Origin of the sequence: Streptomyces endocoffeicus, from assembly GCF_016741935.1 — a bacterium.
Lineage (GTDB): Bacteria > Actinomycetota > Actinomycetes > Streptomycetales > Streptomycetaceae > Streptomyces > Streptomyces endocoffeicus.
The window spans coordinates 43516-67728 of sequence record NZ_JAERRG010000015.1 but is presented as its reverse complement, the minus strand read 5'-3'; the positions used below and the strand labels follow the sequence as shown (position 1 = coordinate 67728).

Annotated in this window: 23 protein-coding genes, 1 tRNA gene and 1 pseudogene; 5 read left to right on the top strand and 20 right to left on the bottom strand. The window is 73.1% G+C overall.

All coding sequences use genetic code 11. The features are described 5' to 3' along the window. Genes narH through narI form a run of 3 tightly spaced genes read left to right on the top strand, consistent with a single transcriptional unit; the run spans position 1 to position 3025 of the window. Positions 1-1635: a nitrate reductase subunit beta gene (gene narH / locus JK364_RS31550; RefSeq protein WP_201854759.1), complete on the top strand. Its 1635-nt coding sequence runs from the start codon at positions 1-3 to the stop codon at positions 1633-1635. Continuing rightward, positions 1632-2252, top strand: coding sequence for a nitrate reductase molybdenum cofactor assembly chaperone (gene narJ / locus JK364_RS31545; protein WP_201854758.1), 621 nt, complete (start codon positions 1632-1634; stop codon positions 2250-2252). Before narH ends, narJ begins: the two co-directional genes overlap by 4 nt. An 11-nt stretch (positions 2253-2263) precedes the next feature. Then, a complete protein-coding gene (gene narI / locus JK364_RS31540) occupies positions 2264-3025 on the top strand; it encodes a respiratory nitrate reductase subunit gamma (RefSeq protein WP_201854757.1) in 762 nt (253 codons plus the stop codon). Between the two features lie 73 nt (positions 3026-3098). Here the strand turns inward: narI and JK364_RS31535 are convergent, their stop codons facing one another. Then, complete coding sequence (locus JK364_RS31535) at positions 3099-3518, bottom strand: HAD family hydrolase (protein ID WP_372462023.1); 420 nt, start codon at positions 3516-3518, stop codon at positions 3099-3101. Between the two features lie 271 nt (positions 3519-3789). Between JK364_RS31535 and fdh the strand changes: the two genes are divergently transcribed. Next, entirely contained in the window at positions 3790-7047 is a 3258-nt protein-coding gene (gene fdh / locus JK364_RS31530) for a formate dehydrogenase (RefSeq protein ID WP_201854756.1), read from the top strand. Positions 7048-7123: 76 nt separating this feature from the next. Here the strand turns inward: fdh and selD are convergent, their stop codons facing one another. Beyond that, positions 7124-8149, bottom strand: coding sequence for a selenide, water dikinase SelD (gene selD / locus JK364_RS31525; protein WP_201854755.1), 1026 nt, complete (start codon positions 8147-8149; stop codon positions 7124-7126). A gap of 53 nt (positions 8150-8202) precedes the next feature. Here selD and JK364_RS31520 point away from each other — a divergent pair. Beyond that, positions 8203-8295 (top strand) — tRNA-Sec (locus tag JK364_RS31520). Positions 8296-8336: 41 nt separating this feature from the next. Here the strand turns inward: JK364_RS31520 and JK364_RS31515 are convergent. The 18 genes and pseudogenes from JK364_RS31515 to JK364_RS31430 form a co-directional block, all read right to left on the bottom strand. Next, positions 8337-10136, bottom strand: a pseudogene (locus JK364_RS31515) (SelB domain-containing protein); the annotation flags it as partial. Positions 10137-10140: 4 nt separating this feature from the next. Further along, positions 10141-11481 (bottom strand): L-seryl-tRNA(Sec) selenium transferase, encoded by a 1341-nt coding sequence (gene selA, locus JK364_RS31510; protein WP_201854754.1) that lies wholly within the window; start codon positions 11479-11481, stop codon positions 10141-10143. 200 nt (positions 11482-11681) lie between these two features. Further along, complete coding sequence (locus JK364_RS31505) at positions 11682-12398, bottom strand: helix-turn-helix transcriptional regulator (RefSeq protein WP_201854753.1); 717 nt, start codon at positions 12396-12398, stop codon at positions 11682-11684. Then, positions 12395-13102 (bottom strand): helix-turn-helix transcriptional regulator, encoded by a 708-nt coding sequence (locus JK364_RS31500; protein WP_201854752.1) that lies wholly within the window; start codon positions 13100-13102, stop codon positions 12395-12397. The genes JK364_RS31505 and JK364_RS31500 overlap by 4 nt, the downstream gene beginning before the upstream one ends. Positions 13103-13332: 230 nt before the next feature. Continuing rightward, positions 13333-14916 (bottom strand): class I adenylate-forming enzyme family protein, encoded by a 1584-nt coding sequence (locus JK364_RS31495; protein ID WP_201854751.1) that lies wholly within the window; start codon positions 14914-14916, stop codon positions 13333-13335. Positions 14917-14947: 31 nt separating this feature from the next. Then, entirely contained in the window at positions 14948-15694 is a 747-nt protein-coding gene (locus JK364_RS31490; RefSeq protein WP_201854750.1) for a 2-hydroxychromene-2-carboxylate isomerase, read from the bottom strand. 13 nt (positions 15695-15707) lie between these two features. Then, a complete protein-coding gene (gene fabG / locus JK364_RS31485; protein WP_201854749.1) occupies positions 15708-16451 on the bottom strand; it encodes a 3-oxoacyl-[acyl-carrier-protein] reductase in 744 nt (247 codons plus the stop codon). Between the two features lie 15 nt (positions 16452-16466). Continuing rightward, the gene (locus JK364_RS31480; RefSeq protein ID WP_201854907.1) at positions 16467-16967 is read right to left on the bottom strand and encodes a 3-hydroxyacyl-ACP dehydratase FabZ family protein; all 501 of its coding nucleotides are present in this window, start codon (positions 16965-16967) and stop codon (positions 16467-16469) included. A 5-nt stretch (positions 16968-16972) separates the two neighbouring features. After that, positions 16973-17386: a 3-hydroxyacyl-ACP dehydratase FabZ family protein gene (locus JK364_RS31475; protein ID WP_201854748.1), complete on the bottom strand. Its 414-nt coding sequence runs from the start codon at positions 17384-17386 to the stop codon at positions 16973-16975. Beyond that, positions 17383-17646, bottom strand: coding sequence for an acyl carrier protein (locus tag JK364_RS31470; protein WP_201854747.1), 264 nt, complete (start codon positions 17644-17646; stop codon positions 17383-17385). The genes JK364_RS31475 and JK364_RS31470 overlap by 4 nt, the downstream gene beginning before the upstream one ends. 104 nt (positions 17647-17750) lie before the next feature. After that, on the bottom strand, positions 17751-18878 hold the full coding sequence (locus JK364_RS31465) for a beta-ketoacyl synthase N-terminal-like domain-containing protein (protein ID WP_201854746.1): 1128 nt from the start codon (positions 18876-18878) through the stop codon (positions 17751-17753). A 71-nt stretch (positions 18879-18949) separates the two neighbouring features. Further along, positions 18950-19345 carry a hypothetical protein gene (locus JK364_RS31460; RefSeq protein ID WP_201854745.1) on the bottom strand — a complete coding sequence of 132 codons (396 nt, stop codon included), beginning with the start codon at positions 19343-19345 and terminating at the stop codon, positions 18950-18952. Between the two features lie 3 nt (positions 19346-19348). After that, on the bottom strand, positions 19349-19756 hold the full coding sequence (locus JK364_RS31455) for a hypothetical protein (RefSeq protein ID WP_201854744.1): 408 nt from the start codon (positions 19754-19756) through the stop codon (positions 19349-19351). Position 19757: 1 nt separating this feature from the next. Next, positions 19758-20084, bottom strand: coding sequence for a DsrE family protein (locus tag JK364_RS31450; RefSeq protein ID WP_201854743.1), 327 nt, complete (start codon positions 20082-20084; stop codon positions 19758-19760). 63 nt (positions 20085-20147) lie between these two features. Then, entirely contained in the window at positions 20148-21158 is a 1011-nt protein-coding gene (locus JK364_RS31445) for a thioesterase family protein (RefSeq protein WP_201854742.1), read from the bottom strand. Further along, positions 21155-22036, bottom strand: coding sequence for an alpha/beta fold hydrolase (locus tag JK364_RS31440; protein ID WP_201854741.1), 882 nt, complete (start codon positions 22034-22036; stop codon positions 21155-21157). The genes JK364_RS31445 and JK364_RS31440 overlap by 4 nt, the downstream gene beginning before the upstream one ends. Beyond that, positions 22033-23055 (bottom strand): beta-ketoacyl synthase N-terminal-like domain-containing protein, encoded by a 1023-nt coding sequence (locus tag JK364_RS31435; RefSeq protein ID WP_307841433.1) that lies wholly within the window; start codon positions 23053-23055, stop codon positions 22033-22035. Before JK364_RS31435 ends, JK364_RS31440 begins: the two co-directional genes overlap by 4 nt. After that, positions 23052-24203: a beta-ketoacyl synthase N-terminal-like domain-containing protein gene (locus tag JK364_RS31430; protein ID WP_201854740.1), complete on the bottom strand. Its 1152-nt coding sequence runs from the start codon at positions 24201-24203 to the stop codon at positions 23052-23054. The genes JK364_RS31435 and JK364_RS31430 overlap by 4 nt, the downstream gene beginning before the upstream one ends. Positions 24204-24213: the final 10 nt, after the last annotated feature.

Sequence of the window (24213 nt, the reverse complement as noted above, 5' to 3'; positions counted from 1 at the left end):
ATGCCGCGCCACCGGCCGCGCACCCCCCGGGTGATGGCCCAGATCGCCATGGTCATGAACCTCGACAAGTGCATCGGCTGCCACACCTGCTCGGTCACCTGCAAACAGACCTGGACCAACCGCTCCGGCACCGAATACGTCTGGTTCAACAACGTCGAAACCCGCCCCGGCCAGGGCTACCCCCGCGGCTACGAGGACCAGGACACCTGGAAGGGCGGCTGGCACCTCAAGGCCGGCCGGCTGGTGCCCCGCGCCGGCGGCCGCGCCCGCCGCCTCGCCCGGCTGTTCGCCAACCCCGAACTGCCCCGGCTGGACGACTACTACCAGCCCTGGACGTACGACTACGACACCCTCACCACCGCCCCGCTCGGCGACGACGTGCCCACCGCCCCGCCCCGCTCCCTGATCGACGGCCGCCCCACCGCCATCACCTGGGGCCCCAACTGGGACGACGACCTCGGCGGCGGCCCCGAACACCTCGCCGGCGACCCGGTCCTCGCGAAGATGAGCGAGCGGGTCCGGCTGGAGTACGAGCAGGCGTTCATGTTCTACCTGCCGCGCATCTGCGAGCACTGCCTCAACCCCTCCTGCGTCGCCGTCTGCCCCTCCGGCGCGATGTACAAGCGGATCGAGGACGGCATCGTCCTGGTCGACCAGGACCGCTGCCGCGGCTGGCGCATGTGCGTCAGCGGCTGCCCGTACAAGAAGGTCTACTTCAACCACCGCAGCGGCAAAGCCGAGAAGTGCACCCTGTGCTATCCGCGCATCGAGGCCGGGGAGCCCACCGTGTGCTCGGAGACCTGCGTGGGACGGCTGCGCTACCTCGGCGTCATGCTCTACGACCCCGACAAGGTCGGCGAGGCCGCCGCCACCCCCGACGAGAAGGGCCTCTACGAGGCCCAGCTCGGCTGCTTCCTCGACCCCGAGGACCCCGATGTCGCCCGCGCCGCCGCCGACTCCGGCATTCCGCACGACTGGATCGAGGCCGCCCGGCGCTCCCCGGCGCACGCGCTCATCAGCCGGTACCGGGTCGCCCTGCCGCTGCATCCCGAATACCGCACCATGCCGATGGTCTGGTACGTCCCCCCGCTGTCCCCGGTCGTGGAGGCGCTCACCGCCACCGGCCACGACGGCGAGGACCCCGTCAACCTCTTCGGTGCCATCGACAGCCTCCGCATCCCCCTGGGCTATCTCGCCGAACTCTTCACCGCGGGCGATCCCGGACCGGTCGAGGCCGCCCTGTGCCGGCTGGCCGCGATGCGCAGCCATATGCGCCGGATCAACCTCGGCGAGGAACGCGACCCCGCCATCGCGGCGGCCGTCGGCCTGGACCAGGACGGCATCGAAGCCATGTACCGGCTGCTCGCCCTCGCCAAGTACGAGGAGCGGTACGTCATTCCCACCAGCTACACCGCCGGATCCGGCGGCGACGCCCGCACGGACTCCTGCAGCCTCGACGGCGACGGCCTGCCCGGCATGATGCCGTACGACGGCACCGGCGGTTTCCACGCGCCCCCGGCAGCCGAACCCGCCGGCGCCGGATCCGGCCTCGCCGGCCGGCTCAACCTGCTGGGCTGGAACGGCCGCGGCCGCCCCGCCGGACTGTTCCCGAAGCGCGACGAGGGCTCCCGGTGAACCCGGCCGCCCCCGCGGTGCACCAGGCCGCCGCGCTCCTCCTCGGCTACCCCGGACCGGACTGGCCCGCCCGCCACGCCCTGGTACGGGACTCTCTCACCGAACTCGCCGCCCCCGCCGCCGCACCCCTGCTGCGGTTCTGCGCCGCCGTCGAGGGTGTCCCGGTGCTCGACCTGGCCTCGGCTTACGTCCAGACCTTCGACCGCAGCCGCCGCCGCACCCTGCATCTCACCTACTACACCGATGGCGACACCCGCCGCCGCGGCTCCACCCTCGCCGCCCTCAAGGCCCGCTACCGCGCCCACGGATGGGAACCCCCCGAGGACGAACTCCCCGACCACCTGCCACTCCTGCTGGAGTTCGCCGCCCGCTGCCCGGCCCCGGGCAACCGGCTCCTCTGCGACCACCGCGCCGCCCTCGAACTCCTCCGGATCGCCCTCACCGACCACCACAGCCCCTACGCCGACATCCTGCGCGCCGTCTGCGACACCCTGCCCGGACCCTCGCCCGCCGACCGCGCCGCGGCCCTCGCGCTCGCCCGCGGCGGACCCCCCACCGAAACCGTGGGCCTGGCCCCCTTCGCCGCGGACACCTCCGCCGCCACCCCCCTCGCGTAAGGAACCGGCCGATGAACCACCTGAACATCGCCCTGTGGGGCGTCCTCCCCTATCTCATCCTCGCCCTCTTCACCGCCGGCTCCGCCTGGCGCTACCACTACGACCGCTTCGGCTTCACCACCCGCTCCAGCCAGCTCCACGAACACCGTCTGCTCGGCATCGGCGGGCCGCTCTTCCACTACGGACTGCTCTTCGTGATCGCCGGCCATGTCGTGGGCCTGCTCATCCCCGAAACGCTCACCGAACGGCTGCGCGTCAGCGAATCGCTGTACCACGCCAACGCCCTGCTCGTCGGCGGCACCGCCGGACTGGCCACCGTCACCGGCCTCGGCATCCTGCTGTACCGGCGGCTGCGCGTCCCCGCCGTACGCGCCGCCACCAGCCGCAGCGACCACGCCGTGTACCCGCTGCTCACCACCGTCCTGCTCGCCGGACTCACCGCCACCGCCACCGGCGCGGGCCACCACTCCTACGACTACCGGCGGGGCGTCTCCATCTGGTTCCGCAGCCTGTTCACCCTGGACCCCGACGTGCCCGCCATGGCCCACGCGCCACTGGTCTACCGGATCCACGCCCTGCTGGCGATGGCCATGTTCGCCCTCTGGCCCTTCAGCCGCCTCGTCCACGCCTTCACCGCCCCCCTCGGCTACCTCACCAGGCCCTACGTCGTCTACCGCTCCCGCACCCCCGCCCGCCCCCACCCGCACCCCGCGCTCACCAGTGCCGACGCCGGTACCCCGACCCCCCGGCGGCAGCGGGGGCCGAGGCCCTGAGGCGGTCAGCCCTGAGGCGGTCAGGCCGGCCGGGCCCATGCGTCAGTCCTCCGCACGGTGTCAGTTTCGCGGGTCAGCCGGGCGGGGTGGGTCCCAGGCGCCGGGCCAGATCCGCCACCCCGGTCGCCTGCCGGTCGGCGGACCGCGCCGCCGACGGGTAGGGCACCGGCGTGCGCCGCAACCAGACGGTGGCGAGACCGGCCCGGGCGGCGCCGTCGATGTCCCACGGGTGCACCGCCACCATCGTCGCCGCGCCGGCCGGCACGTCCACCGCGCGCAGCGCGTACGCGTACGCGGCGGGAGCGGGCTTCCACCGGCCGCCGGCGCCCTGGACATCCAGGTGGGCCTCGAAGCAGTCCCCGCACCCGGCCCGGTCCACTACCGCACGCGTGGTGTCCGCCGAGCCGTTCGTCAGGGTGACCAGGCGGTGTCCGGCCGCGTGCAGCGCCCGTACGCCCTCGGGGACATCCGGGTGGACGGGCAGCTCCGGCAGGCCCGCGAGACGTCGAAGACGAAGACGCCCGGACGGCCGTCAGCGGCCATGGGGATCACCGTTCCCGATCGCCATCCGATCACTCCCGTCGTACCATCCAGACCGAGGCCAAGTGGACATTACGGGCAGGCCGAGCGGTCCGCGAGCGGATACACCGCCGGTAGGAATGCCCGGGTGAGGGAGAACGAAACCGGGTACCCGGCAAGGCGCCGAGCGCCACCGCAAGGCGCGAGGGCAGCGCCACCGCAAGGGCACGGAAGGGCGGACGGACATGGGCGTACGCACATGGATCGCCTCCTGGCCGGTCTACCGCCAGCTCACGGGGACGGACCCGCTGGGCCGCGGGGCCGCCGCCACGAGCGCCGGTGCGCGGCCCACTGCCCGGACCGCCTCGGCGGACCGGGTGGTGAAGTCGATCTGTCCGTACTGCGCGGTGGGCTGCGGCCAGAACGTCTATGTGGAGGACGGCCGCGTCACCCAGATCGAGGGCGACCCCGACTCCCCCGTCTCCCGCGGCCGGCTGTGCCCCAAGGGCTCGGCCAGTCTTCAGCTCACCACCGGCGGCGCCCGCGAGCACCATGTCCTCCACCGGCGCCCGCACGGCACCGCGTGGGAGCGCCTGGACCTCGACACGGCCATGGACATGATCGCCGACCGGGTGATCGAGGCGCGCCGGGCGGGCTGGCAGTGGGAGGTCGACGGGGCCCGCACCCGGCGCACGCTCGGCTTCGCCGGCCTGGGCGGGGCCACGCTCGACAATGAAGAGAACTACCTGATCAAGAAGTTGTTCACCGCCCTGGGAGCCGTGCAGATCGAGAACCAGGCGCGGGTTTGACACTCCTCCACCGTTCCCGGTCTGGGAACCTCGTTCGGCCGCGGCGGCGCGACCACCTTCCAGCAGGACCTGCAGAACTCCGACTGCATCGTCATCCAGGGCTCGAACATGGCCGAGTGCCATCCGGTCGGGTTCCAGTGGGTGATGGAGGCCAAGGCCCGTGGCGCGAAGGTGATCCACGTCGACCCGCGCTTCACCCGCACCAGCGCGCTCGCCGATCTGCACGTTCCGCTGCGCGCGGGCTCGGACATCGCCTTCCTCGGCGGGATCATCAACCACGTCCTGCGGAACGACGCGTACTTCCGCGAGTACGTCGTGGCGTACACCAACGGCCCGGTCGTGCTGCGCGAGGACTTCCGGGACACCGAGGACCTCGACGGCGTCTTCTCCGGCCTCGACCCCGGAACCCGCGCCTACGACAACGGCAGCTGGCAGTACGAGGGCATGGAGGTGCAGTCGTCCGCCGGTGAGCGCGACGCGGAGTACGGCAGGCGCACCGGCGGCGGACGGTCGGTGACCGAGGCCGCGCGCGGTGAGGCGCACGGCGCGGGTGGCGCCGAGGTCGGCGAGGGCGAGCCCGAGCGGGACGAGACGCTCAGCCATCCGCGCTGCGTCTTCCAGGTCCTCAAGCGGCACTACGCCCGCTACACGCCCGAGATGGTGGAGAAGATCTGCGGCGTTCCGCAGGACCTCTTCCGCCAGGTGTGCGAGCTCGTCACGGAGAACTCCGGGCGCGACCGCACCACCGCCTTCGCCTACGCGGTCGGCTGGACCCAGCACACGGTGGGCGTGCAGTACATCCGCGCGGCCTCCGTCCTGCAGAGCCTGCTCGGCAACATCGGCCGGCCCGGTGGCGGCATCCTGGCGCTGCGGGGGCACGCCTCCATCCAGGGCTCGACGGACATCCCCACCCTGTTCAACCTGCTGCCCGGCTACATCCCGATGCCGCACGCCCACCAGATGCAGGACCTCGACACCTTCGTGGAGGTCGAAGCGGCCCGCAAGGGCCACTGGGGCAATATGCGGGCCTATCTGGTCAGCCTGCTCAAGGCCTACTGGGGCGAGGCCGCCCGGCCCGAGAACGACTTCTGCTTCGACTACCTGCCGCGGCTGACCGGCTCCCACTCCACCTACGAGACGGTCATGGCCCAGCTGGACGGAGTCTGCAAGGGCTACTTCCTGATGGGTGAGAACCCCGCCGTGGGGTCGGCCAACACCAAGATGCAGCGCCTGGGCATGGCCGAGCTGGACTGGCTCGTCGTCCGGGACTTCTCCCTCATCGAGTCGGCCACCTGGTGGCAGGACGGCCCGGAGATCGAGACCGGCGAGCTGCGCACCGAGGACATCGGCACCGAGGTGTTCTTCCTGCCGGCCGCCGCACACACCGAGAAGGACGGCAGCTTCACCAACACCCAGCGGCTGCTGCAGTGGCACCACCAGGCCGTCGAACCGCCCGGCGAGGCGCGCAGCGATCTGTGGTTCATGTACCACCTGGGCCGGCGGATCCGGGCGAAGCTGGCCGGGTCGGCCGATCCGATGGACCGGCCGGTGCTCGATCTGACCTGGGACTACCCCACCAGGGGCGAGCACGCGGAACCGGAGGCGGAAGCGGTCCTCGCCGAGATCAACGGCCATGACGCCGAGGGCCATCCGCTCTCGTCCTATGAGCAGCTGGCCGGGGACGGCTCCACGTCCTGCGGCTGCTGGATCTACTGCGGCGTCCACGCCGACGGCGTCAACCAGGCCGCCCGCCGCACGCCCGGCATCCGGCAGAACTGGGTGGCGGCCGAGTGGGGCTGGGCCTGGCCCGCCAACCGCCGCATCCTCTACAACCGGGCCTCGGCCGACCCGGACGGCAGGCCGTGGAGCGAACGCAAGGCCCTGGTGTGGTGGGACGAGGAGCGGGCCCGGTGGTCCGGCCATGACGTGCCCGACTTCGCCCCCGGCAAGGCGCCCTCCTACCGGCCGCCGCCGGACGCGACGGCCGGGGCGGCCCTGTCGGGCACCGACCCCTTCATCATGCAGGCCGACGGCAAGGCGTGGCTGTACGTGCCGTCGGGCCTCACCGACGGCCCCCTGCCCACCCACTACGAGCCGCAGGACTCGCCCTTCCCCAACCTGCTGTACGGCCAATGGCGCAATCCGGTACGGCACCTGATGCCGTCACGCCCGGACAACCGGTACCAGCCGGGCGGCGGCGGGCCCGGCTCGGAGGTGTTCCCGTTCGTCGCCACCACCTACCGGCTCACCGAACACCACACCGCGGGCGGCATGTCCCGCTGGCAGCCCTACCTGGCGGAGCTGCAGCCGGAGTTCTTCTGCGAGGTCTCCCCCGAACTCGCCGCCGAACGCGGCCTCGAGCACACCGGCTGGGCGACGGTCGTCAGCGCCCGCGGGGTGATCGAGGCGCGGGTCCTGGTCACCGACCGCGTACCGCCGCTGACGGTGCACGGACGCACCCTGCACCAGATCGGCCTGCCCTACCACTGGGGGCCGAACGGCTACAGCACGGGGGACGCGGCGAACGAGCTGCTGCACATGTCCCTCGACCCCAACACCCACATCCAGGAGACGAAGGCGTTCGCCGTCGACATCCGGCCGGGCCGACGGCCGAGGGGCCCGGCCGCCGTGGAGCTGGTGCGCGCCTACCGGACGCGGGCGGGCATCGACGATCGCACCGGTACGGAACTCTGAGCCAACCCGGGGTTCGCCCGAGGAGGGTCACAGCCGAGGGCGGTCTCATCTGAGGGCGGTCTCACCTGAGGACGTCTCATCTGAGGACGAGGGAGTGCTCCCCCTTCGGGACCAGTTCTCCCACCACCGGCGCTCCGGGCACCTCGCCCGCCACGAGCAGCCCACCGGAGGTCTGGGCGTCGGCCAGCAGCAGCCGGGTGGCGGAGTCGGTGTCCCCGAAGTCGGTGAACGGCGCCACCCACTCCAGGTTCCGCCGGGTGCCGCCGCTGACGTACCCGTCCCGGACCGCCTCCCGCGCCCCGTCGAGGTACGGCACGGCGGCGGTGTCGACCACCGCGGTCACGGCCGAGGCCCGCGCCAGCTTGTGCAGATGGCCGAGGAGGCCGAAGCCGGTGATGTCGGTGGCACAGGTGGCACCGGCCTCCAGGGCCGCGGCCGACGCGTCCCGGTTGAGCGCCACCATCGTGGCCACCGCCTGCTCGAACCGTTCGCCGGTGGCCTTGTGGCGGTTGTTCAGCACCCCCAGGCCGAGGGGCTTGGTCAGGGACAGCGGCATGCCCGGCCGACCCGCGTCGTTGCGCAGCAGGCGGGCCGGATCGGCGAGGCCGGTGACGGCCATGCCGTACTTGGGCTCGGGATCGTCCACGCTGTGCCCGCCGCCCACGTGGCAGCCCGCCTCGGCGGCGATGTCGAACCCGCCGCGCAGCACCTCGCGGGCCAGGTCGAACGGCAGCACATCGCGCGGCCAGGCCAGGAGGTTGACGGCGAGCACCGGGCGGCCGCCCATCGCGTACACGTCCGACAGGGCGTTGGCCGCGGCGACGCGCCCCCAGTCGTACGGGTCGTCCACGACGGGTGTGAAGAAGTCCGCGGTGGACACCACCGCCTGGGCCGGGCCGCCGGCCGGGGCGGGCAGGGTGACCACCGCGGCGTCGTCGCCGGTGGCCAGCCCGACGAGCAGCGTGCTGTCGCTCGCGGCCGTCGTCGGCCCGGCCAGTCCGCTGAGTACGTCCTCCAGTTCACCGGGCGGAATCTTGCAGGCGCAGCCGCCGCCGTGGGCGAACTGCGTGAGCCGTACGGGTGTTTCGCGGGTCGTGGTCATGCCGGTCCTCTCGGTCGATGGTGGTCGGCGGCGGGTAGCCTCGAGCGGGCGAGGGAGGCGTGTGGGTGCCTGGTGGCCCTCCCGGTCTTCAAAACCGAGGTGCCCGAGGATCTCGGGCAGGCGGGTTCGATTCCCGTCCGCCTCCGCCTCCGCTCTCCGTACCGGTCCGGCAGCGCCGGTGCTGGTCGTCCACGCGTTCGGTGAGCCCCTGGGTATCGAGGTACTCCAGCAGCGGTACGGCCACCCGGCGTGTCGTGTCGAGGGCCCGGCGCGCCTGGCTGAGCGTGAACGGCTGCGGAAGGCCGCGGAGCACGGCCGCGGCCCGGGCGTCCGCGCCGGGAAGCAGCAGGATGCCGTCGCCGACCCGCAGCAGCGCGCCCGCCGCGACGGCGGCGGCCACCGTCCTGCGCGTCAGCCCCAGTTCGGTCAGCCGGCCGGCCTCGGGGGCGCGGAACGGTGCCCGCAGCAGGTCTCGCCGCACGTCGTCCATGGCCGCCTGGACGGGCGGCGGCAGAGTGGGCCGGGCGTCCGCGCCGCCGTACAGCCGCCCCTGACGGCTGTGCACCTTCTCCGAGGTCTCGGCGAGGGCGTCGACCAGGGACCGGTCGGGCAGGCCGAGCAGGCGGCGGGCCGCCTCCGGGGGCAGGCCGGGCTCCAGCGGGTGGCGCGCCGCATGGCGTTCGACCTCGGCCTCCAGGCGGTCCCGAAGCGCCGCCCAGCGGGTCGCGTCGGCCAGCCAGTCCCCGGCCACCGGCGCGGTGGGGGCGGGCAGGCCCATGGCCACCAGCTCCGAGCGGCGGACCAGCCCGCGCCGCCGCAGTTCCGCCACGCCGTCGGGCGCGCCGGTCAGGTCCGCCAGCTCGGCCGCCCTCGTCCGGGCCGCGCCCCGCCGGGTCAGCCGGGGCGGCCGTACGTCCAGGACGGTCATCCCGCACGGCGGGCGCCGCCCGCCCGGTTCCCGCAGGACCGCCCGGTCGCCCACCCGCAGCGGCAGCTCCCGGGGCAGGGTCAGCCTGGCCGTGTCCTCGCCCAGCGGGCGGACGGTCACCGGCACGGCGGCGGTGCCGATGTGCAGGGTCACCGTCCGGGGCAGGTCGCGGGGCGGCGCTCCGCGGACCCGGACGTCGATCAGGCCGGTGAGCAGCCAGCGGTCGGGCGTCAGCAGCACCTGGCCCCGGCCCAGCACTCCGTCGGGCGCGCCGTGCACATTGACCGCCACCCGCGCCACCCCGCTGACCGCGGACCGGTCCTCCCGCAGACACTGCAGCCCGCGCACCCGCAGCGCGGTCCCGCCGTCCCCCGCCACCAGCCGGTCACCCGCGCGCAGGGTGCCCGCCCCCAGGGTGCCGGTGACGACCGTGCCCTGGCCGCGCACGGTGAAGGCGCGGTCCAGCCAGAGCCGTACGTCCGCACCGGCGGGCGGAACGGGCAGCGAGCGGCCCAACCGGGCCAGTTCCCGGCGCAGTTCGGCCAGCCCCGCGCCGGTCACCGCACTCACCGCGACGGACGACACGGTGCCGAGGGAGGTGGCCGCCATGCGCTCGACGGCGTCCGCCCGCACGGGCTCGGGATCCGCCAGGTCACCTCGGCTCACCGCGAGCACCGCGTGCCGCACCCCGAGCGCGTCCAGGATCTCCAGGTGTTCCTGCGACTGCGGCTGCCAGCCCTGGTCCGCGGCCACCACGAACAGGACGGCGGGCACGGGCCCGACACCGGCCAGCATGGTGGCGACGAAGCGCTCGTGTCCGGGTACGTCCACGAAGGCGATGTGCTCACCGCCAGGGCCGCCGTCTCCGTCCGGGCTTCCGTCCGCCGAGTCCCCATTCGCGCTTGCCTCCGGGTCCAGGCGGGTCCAGACGAACCCGAGGTCGAGGGTCAGGCCGCGGCGCCGCTCCGCCTCGAAACGGTCGGGCTCCATCCCGGTCAGCGCCCGTACCAGCGCCGACTTACCGTGGTCGACATGCCCGGCGGTGGCCAGTACCCGCATGGCCCTACCTCTCCGTGGCCGGATCCACGGCGACCGGACCGCCGACCGACCGCACGGCATCGGCCAGCCGCTCGTCGTCCTCCCGCTCCACCGCCCGCAGGTCGAGCAGGCACCGGCCCGCCTCCAGCCGCCCCACCACGGGGACCGGGCCGGTCCGCAGGGCCGCGGCGTACCGCTCGGGCAGCGACAGCGCGGCGCTGGGCAGCGTCACCCCCGGGGCGCCGCCACCGCCCACCGACGCGGCGCTCTCGACGGCCCGCGCATCGATGCCGTCGGCGCCCAGGGCGGAGGCGAGCCGCTCGGCGCGGTGGAGGAGCCCCACCGGGTCGGCGGCCAGTGCCGCGGCGGTCGGGGTCTCGGGCCCGGTCAGCGTCGCCTCCAACGCGGCCAGCGTCAGCTTGTCCACCCGCAGCGCACGGGCGAGCGGATGCCGGGACACGGTCCGCACCAGCTCCTCCTCCCCGAGCAGCAGTCCGCACTGCGGTCCGCCGAGCAGCTTGTCGCCGCTCGCGGTGACCAGCGACGCTCCGGCCCGGAGCCGGGTCTCGGCGTCGGGCTCATCCGGCAGCAGAGGGTGGGGCGCGAGCAGCCCGGAGCCGATGTCGACGACCACCGGAGCGCCGAGAGCGGCGAGTTCCCCGGTACCGGCGGCGCGGGTGAACCCCGTGACGCGGAAGTTGGAGGGGTGCACCTTCAGCACGAAGGCCGTCTCCGGGCCGATCGCGGCGGCGTAGTCGGCGACGGACGTGCGGTTGGTCGTTCCCACTTCGCGCAGCCGGGCTCCGGTGGACACCAGCAGGTCCGGCAGGCGGAAGCCGTCCCCGATCTCCACCATCTCGCCCCGGCTGATGACGATCTCCTTCCCGGCGGCGAGCGCGGTCGCCACCAGGACCAGCGCCGCCGCGCCGTTGTTCACCACATGCGCGGCGGCGGCCGAGGGCACCCGCTCGCGCAGCGCGGCCAGGGCGGTCCGCCCGCGGCGGGCCCGGACCCCGGTGCGCAGATCCAGCTCGACGTCCGTGGGCCCGGCGGCCTCCCCCACCGCCCGCCGGGCCGCCGCCGACAGCGAAGCCCGGCCGAGGTTGGTGTGCAGCACCACCCCGGTGGCATTGATGACCGGCCGCAGTCCACCGGCGGTGCGGGGCAGCAGGGCCACCGCCGTGTCCGCCACCTCGTCCGGCGCGATGGCACCGGCCCGCACCCGCTCCTGGGCCCGCCGCACCGCGGCCTTCACCGCCCCGGGTCCCAGCCGGTGTGCCGCCTCGGTCAGGCGTGGGTCACCCAGGACGGCGTCGGTGCGGGGAATCCGCCGTCGTACGTCCGTGGTGGTGACCCGCTGATCCATGCGGACCCTCCCTTCCGCCCGCTCTCGTGGCTGCCCGGGGAACGCCCATCGTCTCTCAGCGCCCCGTACCCGCGTCACGACACGCCCGGCGGACGGAGCGTCACCACGACGGTGGAGCTGGGGACGGCTCCACCGCCACGACGCCGACCGGGAATACATGCCGGCCCACCCGGCCGGTGGCACCGGCCGGGTGGGGTCCGTCAGTCTCTCTCCGCCGGGGGCGGAAGCATGTCCAGCTCGGCGGCGAGCAGCCCGGCCTCGAAGCGCGAGCGCGCGTCGAGCCGTTCCATGATGTCCGCGACATGTCTGCGGTAGGTCCGCACGGAGATGGACAGCGCCCGCGCGGCGACCTCGTCGGTGGCTCCGACGCGCAGCATCCCGAGGATCTCGGCGACCAGCCGGGTGCGGCGGCGGTCGCCGAAGTCGGGCCGCGCCGAGAGCGGGACCGACCTCTTCCAGATGGAGTTGAACAGCGTGTGCAACGCCTGGACGGGCAGCACCTCCTGGGTGGTGAAGATCTGCGAGCCGGTTTCCGCCCGCAGATTGGCCAGGGCCGTACGGCCGTCCGCCATGACCGCCTCGATCGGATCGAGACGGGCAAGTCTCACCTCCGCCCCGCCGCCGTCGCCACCGTTGGTGTGCGGCAGGCGGCGGTCATAGGTGTGGCGGGTGCACAGGATCCGCACCCGGACGTCCGGTTTCACCTGGTCCAGGAGCGCCGGGAGGAGCGACCGCAGTACCTCGCGCTGCGTCCCTTGGGGCAACGCGAGGATGATGGACACATGCTGCCCGGCCTCGCGCACGATCGCCCGGGCGTCCTCGGCCGGACCGGGGTCCCGGCTCAGCGGTGCGGCGGACGGCCGCGGTGGAGACCCGATCGGAACCGGGGCGGCCGTGGAAAGCGGAAGAGCCGTCATTGGGCGTCCTCCAGCGGCGACAGCAGCCCGAGCTCACTGGCCCGTACCCCGGCCTGGAAGCGGGACTCCGCGCCCAGCCCCTCCAGGATCTCCGCGACCCGGCGGCGATAGGTGCGATAGGAGATGCCCATCTTCTGGGCCGCGACCCGGTCCGTGTGCCCGTCCCGCAGATGCCCCAGGACCTGCCGCTGGTCCTCGTGCCGGACCAGCTCCCGCCGCTTCAGGAATTCGGTCAGCGGTATGGCACTTCCCCAGGCACCGAGGAAGAGAGAGCCCAGTGCGCCGATCTCCGCGGATTTGTCGAAAAGCGCCACACTTCCCCCTTTGAGGGCGATGGGCGACCACAGCAACGCGCTGCGGAAGTCGGCCATCACCACGCCCTGCAGTGGACTCTCGGCAATTCGGACAGCGACGTTCGCCCGCTCCGTGGTCAGTCGTCGCAGGACCTCGCCGTCAAAAGCACGAGAGGGGAAGAGAACCCGGAATTCGACGTCCGGGCGCACCGTCTTCGCCATGGCGTGGAGCGCCGGACCGAATTCCGACAAACCTCGTCGATCGCTGGGAATCGTGACGTTCACACTACTTGTGGCCTGGTCGGCCAGGGCCGTGGCGGCGGCCACCAGAAGTTCGGTGTCCAGCCGCTGGAACGCGGCGGCCTGCCGCGTCCCCGTTTCCAGCGGATCGGTCGTCACCGGGTCCGCCAAGGACGGAACTCCGCCTGTATTTCTTATCAATGTGGAACCCCCGTGCCAACACTTCTTACACCCGGACTCAGGCAACTCCGGGCAGGTGTCGAGGAGTCTACGTCTCGGTACTTTTCACGCGCTTTCACTTTGCTTACACGCACGGGACACGGGCCGTTTCGGCTTCGTGGGACAGGGTGTTTTCCGCGTGTTCGGGCACGGTGGGGTTCCGGCGGCGCTTCAGGGGGGTGTCATGACCGCTCTCCACCGAGCACCAGGGCACGCAAGGCGGCTTTGTCCACCTTTCCGCTGCCATTCCGGGGCAGTGCGCCGACATGGTGAACGGCCGTGGGGAGCTTGTACCGGGCCAGCCGTTGCCCGGTGAACGCCCGGATCTCCTCCAGGGTGGCCCGGCCGTCCCCGTCCTGGCACAGCACCGCCACCGGGCTCTCGCCCCACCGCGGATGCTCCACCCCGACCACGGCCGCCTCGCGCACGCCGGGGTACTCGGCAAGATGCCGCTCCAGTTCGGCGGGGTAGATGTTCTCCCCGCCGCTGATGATGACGTCCTTGAGCCGGTCCACGATGTACAGCAGACCGTTCTTGTCGACGCGGCCGATGTCCCCGGACCGGAACCATCCGGCGTCGTCCAGCACCCGGCGGGTCGCCTCCGGGTTGTTCCAGTAGCCCGCGAAGACATGGGGTCCCCGGACGCAGATCTCCGCGGCCACCTCCGGTTCGGTGACCACATCGCCGGTGGCCGGATCGGCCAGCCGTATCTCGGTGTGGGGCAGCGGGAATCCGGCCGCGTCGGGGTGGGAGGCCACCAGCTCCGTCGGCAGATGGCTGGCCAGTGGCGCGGTCTCGGTCATCCCCCACGCCTGGTGCAGGGGGATGCCGTGGGCGAGGTAGTCGCGGACCAGGGTGAGGGGCACCGGGGCCCCGCCGACGATCGCGGCGCGCAGCGCGGAGAGATCGGCGCGCGGGAAACCGGCCGTCGCGGCGATGGCCGCGAACATCGTCGGCACCGCGATGAGATTGGCCACCCGGTGCTCGACCAGGTCCGCCAGGCACTGTTCGGGAGCGAAGGAGCGCCGGATCACCAGGGTGCCGCCGTGGCAGAGGGAGCCCAGGGTGAAGCCGCTGAGCCCGGCGATGTGGAACATGGGCGCGAGCACCAGGGTGGTGTCGCCCGGCCGGGTGCGGATCACGGCGGCGGTGTTGATGTGGTTCCACCACAGATTGCCGTGGGTGAGCACCGCCCCCTTGGGCCGTCCTGTGGTGCCCGAGGTGTACATGATGACCGCGGGGTCGGTGGGCCGGACCGCGACCGGCGGCGCGGCGTCCGCCGCTTCCGCCGTCTCCGCCGCCTCCGCCGCCTCCCCCGTCGGCAGCGGTTCCCAGCGAGGGTGCGCCCCGGAGGCGGCGGGGTCACCGTCGGCGAGCAGGAACCGCTGGACGGGCACGGTGTCCGCGATGCCGTCGATCAGGGGCCGGTTGGCGTCCTCGGCGATGAGGGTGTGGGGGCGGCAGTCGCCGAGGAGGTACGCCACCTCGCTTCCGGCCAGCCGGACGTTGAGCGGCACGAAGACCGCTCCGAGGTGGGCCGCGGCCAGCGCCGCCACCAGCAGCACCGGGCCGTTGCGCCCCAGGAAGGCGATCCGGTCGCCCGTGCGCACCCCACCGCCGGACAGGGCCGCCGCCAGCGATCGCACCCGGGCGGACAGCGTCCCGTAGCTGATCCGGCTGGACTCGTACACGATGGCGGTGGTGTCCCTGGTGGTTCCGGCCCAGTAGTGGACCGCCGCCGCCGAGCCAAGGTTCTGTTCCTTCATCGGTTCCTCTTCGCCGATCGTCGGGTCGCGGTCAGCCGCAGCCGCCCGCGTGCCCCTGGTCTCCGCCCCGGCCCGGCGCCGCGGCGGACGGTGCGGCGTCCGACGGTCCGGCGTTCGACAGTCCGGTGGCCGACGGTCCGGTGGCCGATCGCCCCGGCGCGGCGCCCGTCACCGACGCGATGAACGGAGCGAGCCGGTCCACACCCCAGAACTTGTGGAAGCCATGGATGAAGAACGGCACGCCGAACACGCCGTCCGCGTCGACCCGCAGCAACGCCTCGACCCCGCGTTCCCGCAGTCCGTCGTCGCCCGCGGCACCCGCCAGACGGTCCTCGGACAGCCCCAGTTCGGCCGCCACCTCCGCGATGGTGGCGGGCGCGCAGATGTCCCTGCCCTCCTCCCAGCGGGCCCGGTAGACGCGTTCGATGAACTCCGGGCCCTTCCCCTCGTCCACCGCGGCGAGATGGGCCAGATGCGGGACCTCCCACACCGGGTCCCGGTCGACCGGCCACGCGGGCTCGAGCCCGCGCTCGTGGCACAGCCGGCGCACGTCCTGGAGGATGTAGAGGTGCTTGGCGCGGGACATGCCGACGTACGGGAAGCCGCCGCCCGCCTTTTCCAGCATCAGCAGGCTGCGGGCGTCCGGCTCCCAGAAGGGCCGCCAGGTGATGGTGTCGGCCACCTCCGGGTGGTCGTCGCGCAGTTGGCGGTAGGCGAGCCAGGAGTACGGGCTGCGCAGGGAGAAGTAGAAGCGGGGCGTACGGTCCCTCCGGGGCATGGCCGGCCTTTCCTCAGATGACGATGCCGCCGTCGATCTGCAGCACGCTTCCGGTCACGTACTCGGCCGAGGCCAGGTACGCGACCATGTCCGCGACCTCTTCGGGGCGTCCGAAGCGCTGCAGCGGGATCTTCTTCGCGGCGTCCGCGCGGGCGCTGTCGGCCAGCGCGGCGGTCATGTCGGTCTCGATGAATCCGGGTGCCACCACATTGGCGCGGATGCCGTATCTGCCGACCTCCTTGGCCAGCGCCTTGGTGAACCCGATGATCCCGGCCTTGGAGGCCGAGTAGTTGGTCTGGGTGGGGTGTCCGTGGACTCCGGCGACCGAGGAGATGTTCACGATGCAGCCCCGTCGGCGCTTCATCATCTCGAAGACGGCCGCGCGGCACACGTGGTAGGTGCCGTCGAGGTTGGTGTCCAGGACCTGGTGCCACTCCTCGTCCTTCATGAGCAGCAGCGGGTTGTCGCGCACGATGCCCGCGGAGGTGACCGTGACGTCGATGGGGCCGAACTCCTCCTGGACGGCGGTCATGAAGCGGCGCACCTCGTCCGCGTCCGAGACATCGGTCCGCAGGGCCATCGCCCGCCGGTCCAGCTCCTCGACCTCCTTCGCCAGCAGTGCGCCGGGCTCCGGATCGGGTGAGGCGTGGCAGAACGCCACGTCGTACCCCTCGCGCGCCAGGCGCAGCACCGTGGCCCGTCCGATGCCGCGCGTACCACCGGTGACCACGGCCACCCGGTTGTCGGTGCCGGTCATGTCGTCCGCCTCCCCTCAGGCCCGGTCCGCCGTGGCCGGGGTGGCCGGGGCCAGCCCGGATCCCGGCCGGAACGCGATGACCAGCTGTTCGATCTCCATGACGGTCTCGTCCCCGACCGTGCTCCGCCCCTCGAAGAGCACGGTGTCCGCGAAGCTCCGGACCAGCCGCACCTGGTGTTCCACCACATCACCCGGGCGGACCCGCCCGGTGAACCGGACCCCGGAGATGCCGCCGAACAGCATCACGCGATCGCCCCGCGCGTCGGGCACCGGGGCGTCCCAGGTGGCGAGGAGGCCGGCGGCCTGGCAGCAGGACTCGACGAGCAGCACCGCCGGGTAGTCGTGGTCCCGTTCGGCCGCGTCGTCGGCGAGGCGCTCGTACCAGGGCTCGTTGCAGGTGACGGCCTTGCGGGCGATGAGCCGCGCGCCCGGCTCCACCCGGACGACCCGGTCGAGCAGCAGCATCGGATGGCGGTGCGGCAGACGTCGCTTGAGTTCGGCGACACCGGCGGACATCCCGGTCACCGCGCCCCCTCGTCCTCGAAGCGGAGGGCGATCCGATCCTCGAAGCGGAGGGCGATCCGGGCGATGGTGCCGCGCGGGCCGGTGACCGCGGCCGAGCAGCGCCCGCTCGCGCCGTCGCGGCGCCAGGTCAGCTCGGCGGTGAGCGGGTCGCCCGGGAGGACGGGGTGCATGAACCGCGCGCTCTCGATGCCGGACAACACCCAGGTGTGGTCCGGTCCGGGGGCGGCGGCCAGCGCTCCGCGGTGCAGGAACTCGATGACGCAGACGCCGGGGAAGATCGGGAATCCGGGGTAGTGGCCGGGGAACACCGGCTCCTCGGGCCCGACGGTCATCGACACGAGCGTGGTCCCGTCCGGGGCCGTGCCGCCGTGCTCGATCCGACCCGCCACCGGAGTGCACACCGGGCTCATCCCCGGGCCCCGAGCTTGTCGGCGAGCACGTCGTAGGTCCGCGGCAGCGTGGTCAGCCCGCGCACATCCGACTCCGCGAACCGCACGGCGTACTTCTTCTCCAGGGCGACGATCACCTCGAGCGCCAGCAGCGAATCGCCGCCCAGATCCTCCACGAAGCGGGTCTCGTCGGTCACCTCGCCCGGGTCCACACAGAACACCTCGGCGATGGTGCGCCGCAGATCCTCCAGGTCGAGGGGGGTCGGTTGGGTGTCGGGCATCGTGCCTCGCCTCTCCATCGGTTGCGGGTCGCCAAAGATTGCGGGTCGCCATCGGCTGCGGGTCGCCGTCGGCTGCGGGTCGCCGTCGGACATGGCGCACGGGGTCATGAACCCGCGAGCCTCAGCAGGGCGGCTCCGACCATGCCGTTCGCCTCGGCGGATGTGATCAGGACGGTCCGGGCCCCGGCATCGGCCTCCCCGGAGCCGGCGCGGGCGAGCACCGCGGCGATCTGGAAGGCGGCGGACGCCGCGAACGTGTCGCCGATGGAATCGGCGCAGGCCACCCGGGGCGGCAGGCGGGTGCCGAGCACCTCGGTGACGGCGGCGCGCTCCGCGTCGCCGTCGGGCCCGGCCAACTGGGTGTCGGCGAGGGCGTCGACGCCGTCCGCGGCGAGGCCCGGCCGGTCCAGCAGCCGGCGCAGACAGTCCGCCAGCACCGGCCGGATCGCCGAGTGGTCCTCGGCGAAGCCGAACTCCAGCCCCAGGACCTCCGCGATACCGCGCCGGCCGTGGGTCCGGGCGTCCTCGGCGTCCTCGAGCAGCCACACCGCGGCGCCCTCGCCGAGGACCGCGTCGCGCCGCCCATCGTCGCCGGTGACTCCCCGCGCGTGCCAGGCGAGCCAGGCGCGGGCCGTGGAGAACTCCTCGACCGCGCCGCACAGCAGGGTCCGCGCGCGGCCCGCCCGGTGCAGCCGCAGCGCGTACCGCAGGGCCAGCAGTCCGGTGGCCCTGCCCCCGGCGATCGTGGTGTTGGGGCCCTTGAGGCGGTGCCAGATGGCCGACTGCCCGGCGGCGCAGTTCATCACGGTGTTGGGGAAGCGCGCCGGGTCGACCAGATAGGGACGGTCCCCCACCAGGGAGTCCCGGGTGAAGTTCATCATGCTCTGGGCGCTTCCGGTGCTGGTGCCGAGCACCAGGCCGGTGCCCTCGTCGATCCCCGGCAGCCGACCGGTGTCGCCGGTGGCGAGCAGCCGGCCGAGGGCGACCACGGCCAGGCCGGTGATCCGGTCCATCGAGCGGGTGCCCTTGCGGCCCAGCAGCCCCCGGATGTCGAAGCCGGGGACCAGGCACGCCTCCTCGAACGGCACCTGCCACTCCGCGCGGTCCAGCTGGACCGCGGCCCGGCGGCCGGAGCCCAGCCCCCGGGAGAACTCGGCGCTGCCCAGCCCGAGCGGGGAGATCGCGGACCAGGCGGAGATGACCGGGCTGCCGGCCGTGTCGGTGGAGACCATGGACGGTTGTTTCCTTCGGGCGCGGGCGCGGGCGCGGGCGGGGGGCGGATGGGGGTGGGCGCGGGCGGGGGTCAGAAGAACCACACCCGCGCGTAGTCGGACCAGCGGCTCACCAGTTCGGCCCCGGTCACGCGGCGCACTCCGGGGAGCAACCGCTCCCGCGCTCGGGCGCCCAGCGCGGACAGATCGGCCTCCGCCACGAACACGGTGGCGCCGTCGTCGAGGAGTTGCCGGAGCAGCCGGCGCGGGTCGGGGAGCGTGTCGAGCGTCCGCCCGGCGATGCGCAGGGCCGCCTCGTACGTGGTGTCCACCGCGTACGAGGCGGCGAGCCCGCGCAGCACCACATGGACGCCACCGCTCTGCCGGTGCAGCTCACGGACGAAGAAGAGGGTGTCGGCGAACTGGGTCTCGACCGCACCCCGATGGGCGCGCTCGATGATCAGCAGGGTGTTGTCGGTCGTGGCCACGGTTCAGCAGACCCCCATCGCCACGACCTTGTCGGTGGCCCGTATGTGCTGCCAGAACTGGCTCGGCGGGCGCTTGAGCACCTCGGCGATCTGCTCGGACCTGCCGCGCTCCGCACAGCAGAAGCGGCAGACGTACCAGTCCAGTCGGTCGGGGTAGGCGGTGAGCAGTTCCCGTATCACCGTGACGGTGGAGGGGTGGTCCACCGTGCGCTCGGCGACGTTGACGGGTTTGCTGTCGCCGAAGGCGGCGCAGGTGAGCGCGGTGGCGTCGCCGCAGGCCCAGACCTGTACGGCGGCACCCTCGTCCAGCAGGGCCTGCGCCAGCCGGAGCGCGCTGGTCACCAGATCGGTCTGGTGGGGCGCGCCCAGCAGTTTCAGCATCACATCGGTGTGGCGGACGGCGAAGACCATGTCAGTGCCACACCACTCGCACCGCGGGACTCAGCAGCTTCCGCGCCACGTCCCGCATCTCCACCAGCCGGGCGCCGGGCACCAGATCCCCGGCGTCGACGGCCCGCCGGCGCAGCGAGAACGCGTCCACCCACAGCCGGCCGCCGAGCCGCAGCAGGGCGTCGAGTTCGGGCATGGCCCCCCGCACCGCCCCGGCCACGCCGTTCTCGACCAGGAACAGCGCTACGTCCTCGCCCTCCCGCACCAGTTGGGCGGCGTCGCCGGCGAACCGGTGGCTGCCCGGACCGGCCGGTGGGCCGCCGCTCTCGATCAGCAGGTATTCGTTCATGGCTTCAGATGTCTCCGGGTCCGTCGGCGTCCGGTCCGTCAGCGTCCGTCCGTGCCCTGGCCGTCAGCCGGCGGCCGACTCGCCGCCGAGGGCGCGCAGGACGCGGTCGTCGAAGGTGACCAGGGACCAGTCGCGGCGGCTCTCGATCTCCGCGTAGCCGTGGGTGATGGTGCCGGTGGCGGTCCGCACCAGCCGGCCCTCACGCACCACGTAGCAGTCCATGCGGGAGGTGTAGGTGAAGTCCTTGAACACGTCCTCGACCGTGTAGACGGTGTAGAGGTCCTCCTCCATCAGCGCCTCGTCGAGGACGTGGATGGCGGAGTGCGGGACGACGGGTATCCACTTGCGGTCCTCGAGCAACTGCTTGATGGAGATGCCCCGGTCGGCCAGGAAGAGGTCGACCACCTCCTCCATCTGGCGCAGATAGCCGGACATCTGGATGCGCTCGCTGAAGTGGCAGTACGGGTACGGGATGCGCCACTTCCAGCCGAAGGCGTTCTCCCCGGCGGTCAGCTGGTCCAGCACCGGGTCGGCGCCGGTCGTGCCCCGGCCGAGGGAGAGCGCGCGGTCGTCGGCGGGCACGGCGGCGGGGGGCGACTGCGCCTGCCCGGTGCCCAGCCTGGACACCACGAACCGGGCGAGTTCGGCCGGCGGCTCCCCCTCGGAGGGCAGGAAGTCACCGCGCCGCAGGGAGACCGCGACCTTGGAGGTGGCCGCCTTGAGCCGCTGCCCGCCCCGCTCCAGGGTGAGTGTGACCCGGAAGCGGAGGACGTCGTCGGTGTCCTTGGTCGCCGGTTCGACCCGGGTCTCCACGAGGTCGTCCATGTGCACGGCGTGCAGGATGCGGGTGTCCAGACCGACGAGGTCCAGCCCCAGGCCGTAGTCCTCGAACAGGGCGCGGGCGGGTATCCCGGCGCTGCGGAAGTGCTCGAGAACGGCTTCCTCGATCAGGTAGTTGACATGCTTGAACCCGATCCAGGTGCAGATGTTCGAGCCTTCGTACCGGGGCCGCAGGGCCACCTGTGTGCTCTTGGCGAGCAGCGGTTCCAGCGCGGGCTCGGTGTCGGTGGTCATCGGTTGTGCTCCATGGTGAGGTGAGGGGATCCTGACGGCGGAACCGGCAGCCGGGTCCGCAGGAACGTGTTGGTGAGGTCGGCGAACTCTTCGGCCGCCGTGACCATCGGGAAGTGTCCGTGGCACGGCAGGACGTGTACGGACGCGTCGGGAAGCGACGTGGCGAGCGCCTCCGCGTCGGAGGGGGCGGCCACCATGTCCTCGCCGCCGCTGACGAGGAGGAACGGCATCGTCATCCGTTCGGTGCGCATCTGCGGCATCCGCAGATACGTGCCGAAGAACTGGAACCACCCGTAGGGGCTGACCAGATCGCGGATCTTCATGGCGATGGTGTGCCGGCGCTCCTCGGGGAGACGCCTGCTGGGACCCATGTGCATGCCCTCGATGAGGATCCGGTCGAAGTTGTTGACGTAGTAGGCGAGCGAGTTCCAGTCGAACTCCTCGGCCGTGGCCCGGTACAGCGGGGAGACGAGCACCACGGCGCTCGGCCCCCGGGTGTCCGCGCCGCCGGTGCTCCACCGGTCCAGCCAGGTCAGCGCGGCGCTGGTGCCGAAGGAGTGCGCGATGACGACGTCGGGCCCGCCCGGTACGGCGGCCACCGCCTGATCGGCCCAGGTCTCCACGGGGCGGCCGGTCCAGCCGTGCACCCCGGTGCCCCGCCACGGCAGGTCGGCGGTCCACAGCTCGCACCGCGGGTCGGCCAGCGGCAGGAAGGGGTCCCAGACGCCGCCGTTGCTGCACAGCCCGTGCAGCAGCAGCACCCGCAGCGGGTCGGGGGCCAGGGCCCGCCGGGCGCACCGCACGATCACCGGCTGCTGCTCCGTCTCGCCGCCGGACCGGCGTACCGGGGTGGCGTACCGGCCGGGGTCCACGCTCACCTGTGCTCCTCCCGGGCGGAGTGCAGCAGCAGGCCCGCGACCGCGTCATCGGTGTCATCACCCGTGGTGATCAGCGCCGTTCCGGTGGGGTAGGAGCCGAACCGGCCGACGGCGGCGGCGCACTGGAGCACGCCCAGGGCGCCGTCGGCCCGTCCGAACACGCCGGTCGGGTCATGGCGTGGCGCGTCGGGGAAGCCGGGCGTGCCGGGGGCCGGGGGCTTCTCCTGGGAGGTGAACCAGATACCGGGGGCGGGGCGTCCCTCGGGGAGCACCCGCTCGACCACGGCCCGGACACTTCCCTGCCGGGTGTACGGCCCCAGGGCGGCCATCGGCCGCGCGCCGCGGGCGCGGGCGGCCGGACCGCTCTCGACGACCAGGGCGACGGCGCCGTCCAGCAGGTGCTCCGCCGCCTCGCCGAGCAGCCCTGCCACCACGGGGTTGGCGGTCTCCACACCGATGACGACCGCCCGGTCGCACCGGCCGGCGGCGACCAGGGCCGCGGCCCAGTACACCGCGTCGAGCCCCGAGGTCGGCCCGTTGCAGAACATCAGGTTGGGGCCGCGCAGCCCGTGCTGCAGCGCCACCGAGGAGGCGATCACATTGCTCGACGCGTTGGGCAGCGCCATGGGGCTGATGCGCGAGGTCGTCTCCGCCGCGATGGCCGAGGCCACTTCGCAGACGGTGTCCAGGTTGCCGAGGTTGGAGCTGACGGCGACGCCGACCGAGTCCCCGGGAACGGTCAGGCCGCCCTCGCCGTCGGCCGGCAGCAGCCCGGATGAGCGCAGGACGTCCTGTGCGGCGCACAGGGCGAGCTGGGTGGCCCGGTCCTTGTAGCGCAGGCCCCGGCGGCCGATCAGGGTGCCGGGGTCCACCGGCTCGGCGGGTTCCTGGGTGGTGCGCAGCAGGTCCGCGGCGTGGCGGGCGCCCGGCAGCGCCAGGCCGACGCCGGTCACGACGGCGTCGGGCGCGGTCACGACGGCATCAGGCGCGGTCACGACGGCGTCAGGTGCGGATGTCACGCGGCCACTCCTTCCACGATGGCGACCGCGTTGACCCCGCCGAAGCCGAACGCGTCGACCTGCGCGATCCGCAGCCGCTCGGTCTCCTCCGGCGGGGTGGACCCGGTCGCGAAGCGGAACTGCCCGGCGGCCCCGGCCGGGGTGTCCAGGTCGATGGTCGGCGGGACCCGGCCCGCTGCCAGGGCACGGGCGGCGACGATCAGGCCGAGCAGTCCCGATCCGCCCGAGGTGTGCCCGGTCATGGACTTCACCGCCGTCATCAGCGGCCGGCCGATCCCGCCGCCGAAGACGTCGCACAGGGCCGTGGCCTCCGCCTCGTCGTTGAGGGAGGTTCCGGTGCCGTGCAGCAGGATCAGGTCGACGTCGTCGGCCTTGATGCCGGCCTGCTCATGCGCCAGGCGGATGGCCTGGGCGATGCCGGCCGGGTCGGGTGCGGTCGGGTGGGAGGCGTCGCAGTTCATGCTCGCGGCCCGGAGCCGGCCCCTGGCCAGGCGGGCCGCCGGGTGGTCCGCCCGGGTGAGCACCACGGCCGCGGCGCCGTCGCCCATGAGGGTGCCCCGGCGGTTCCGGTCGAAGGGCCGCACCCGGTCCGGGGGGTCCAGCTGCACCCGGTCCAGCAGCCCGAACATGCTCGCGGTGATGGTGTCCACACCGGCCACCACCACCGCCTCGGCGGTGCCCGCGGTGAGCAGGTCGCTCCCCATGGCCAGGGCGTGCAGGGACGCCGAACACGCGTTGGAGATCGTGTAGGTCCAGGTGGCCCCGAAGCGCTCGCGCAGCGCGGTCCCGAAGTGGAGTCCGCCGAGGTCGAAGTCGGCGTCCTCGCACCACTTGAGCTCGACGGACCGCAGTTCCCGCAGTCCGGTGCCGACGATCACCGGGGTGGCGGAGAGGTCCTCGTCAAGACCGGCGTCGCGCAGTGCCTCGGCCACCGCCCGCAGCAGCCAGGCGGTCGCGCGGGACGGCACATCGGTGCCGTCCGCGGGGCGGTCGTCGATCTCGTAGGCGTGTGCGGCCCGGTAGGCGCGGCTGTCGAAGCCGCGCAGCGGGGCGCGTCCGCTGCGCCCCGCGCAGAGGGCGTCGAAGACCTCGTCGGCGTCCCTCCCGATGCTGGCCACCGCACCGGTGCCGGTTATCGCCCAGTTCATCGGGACCGTC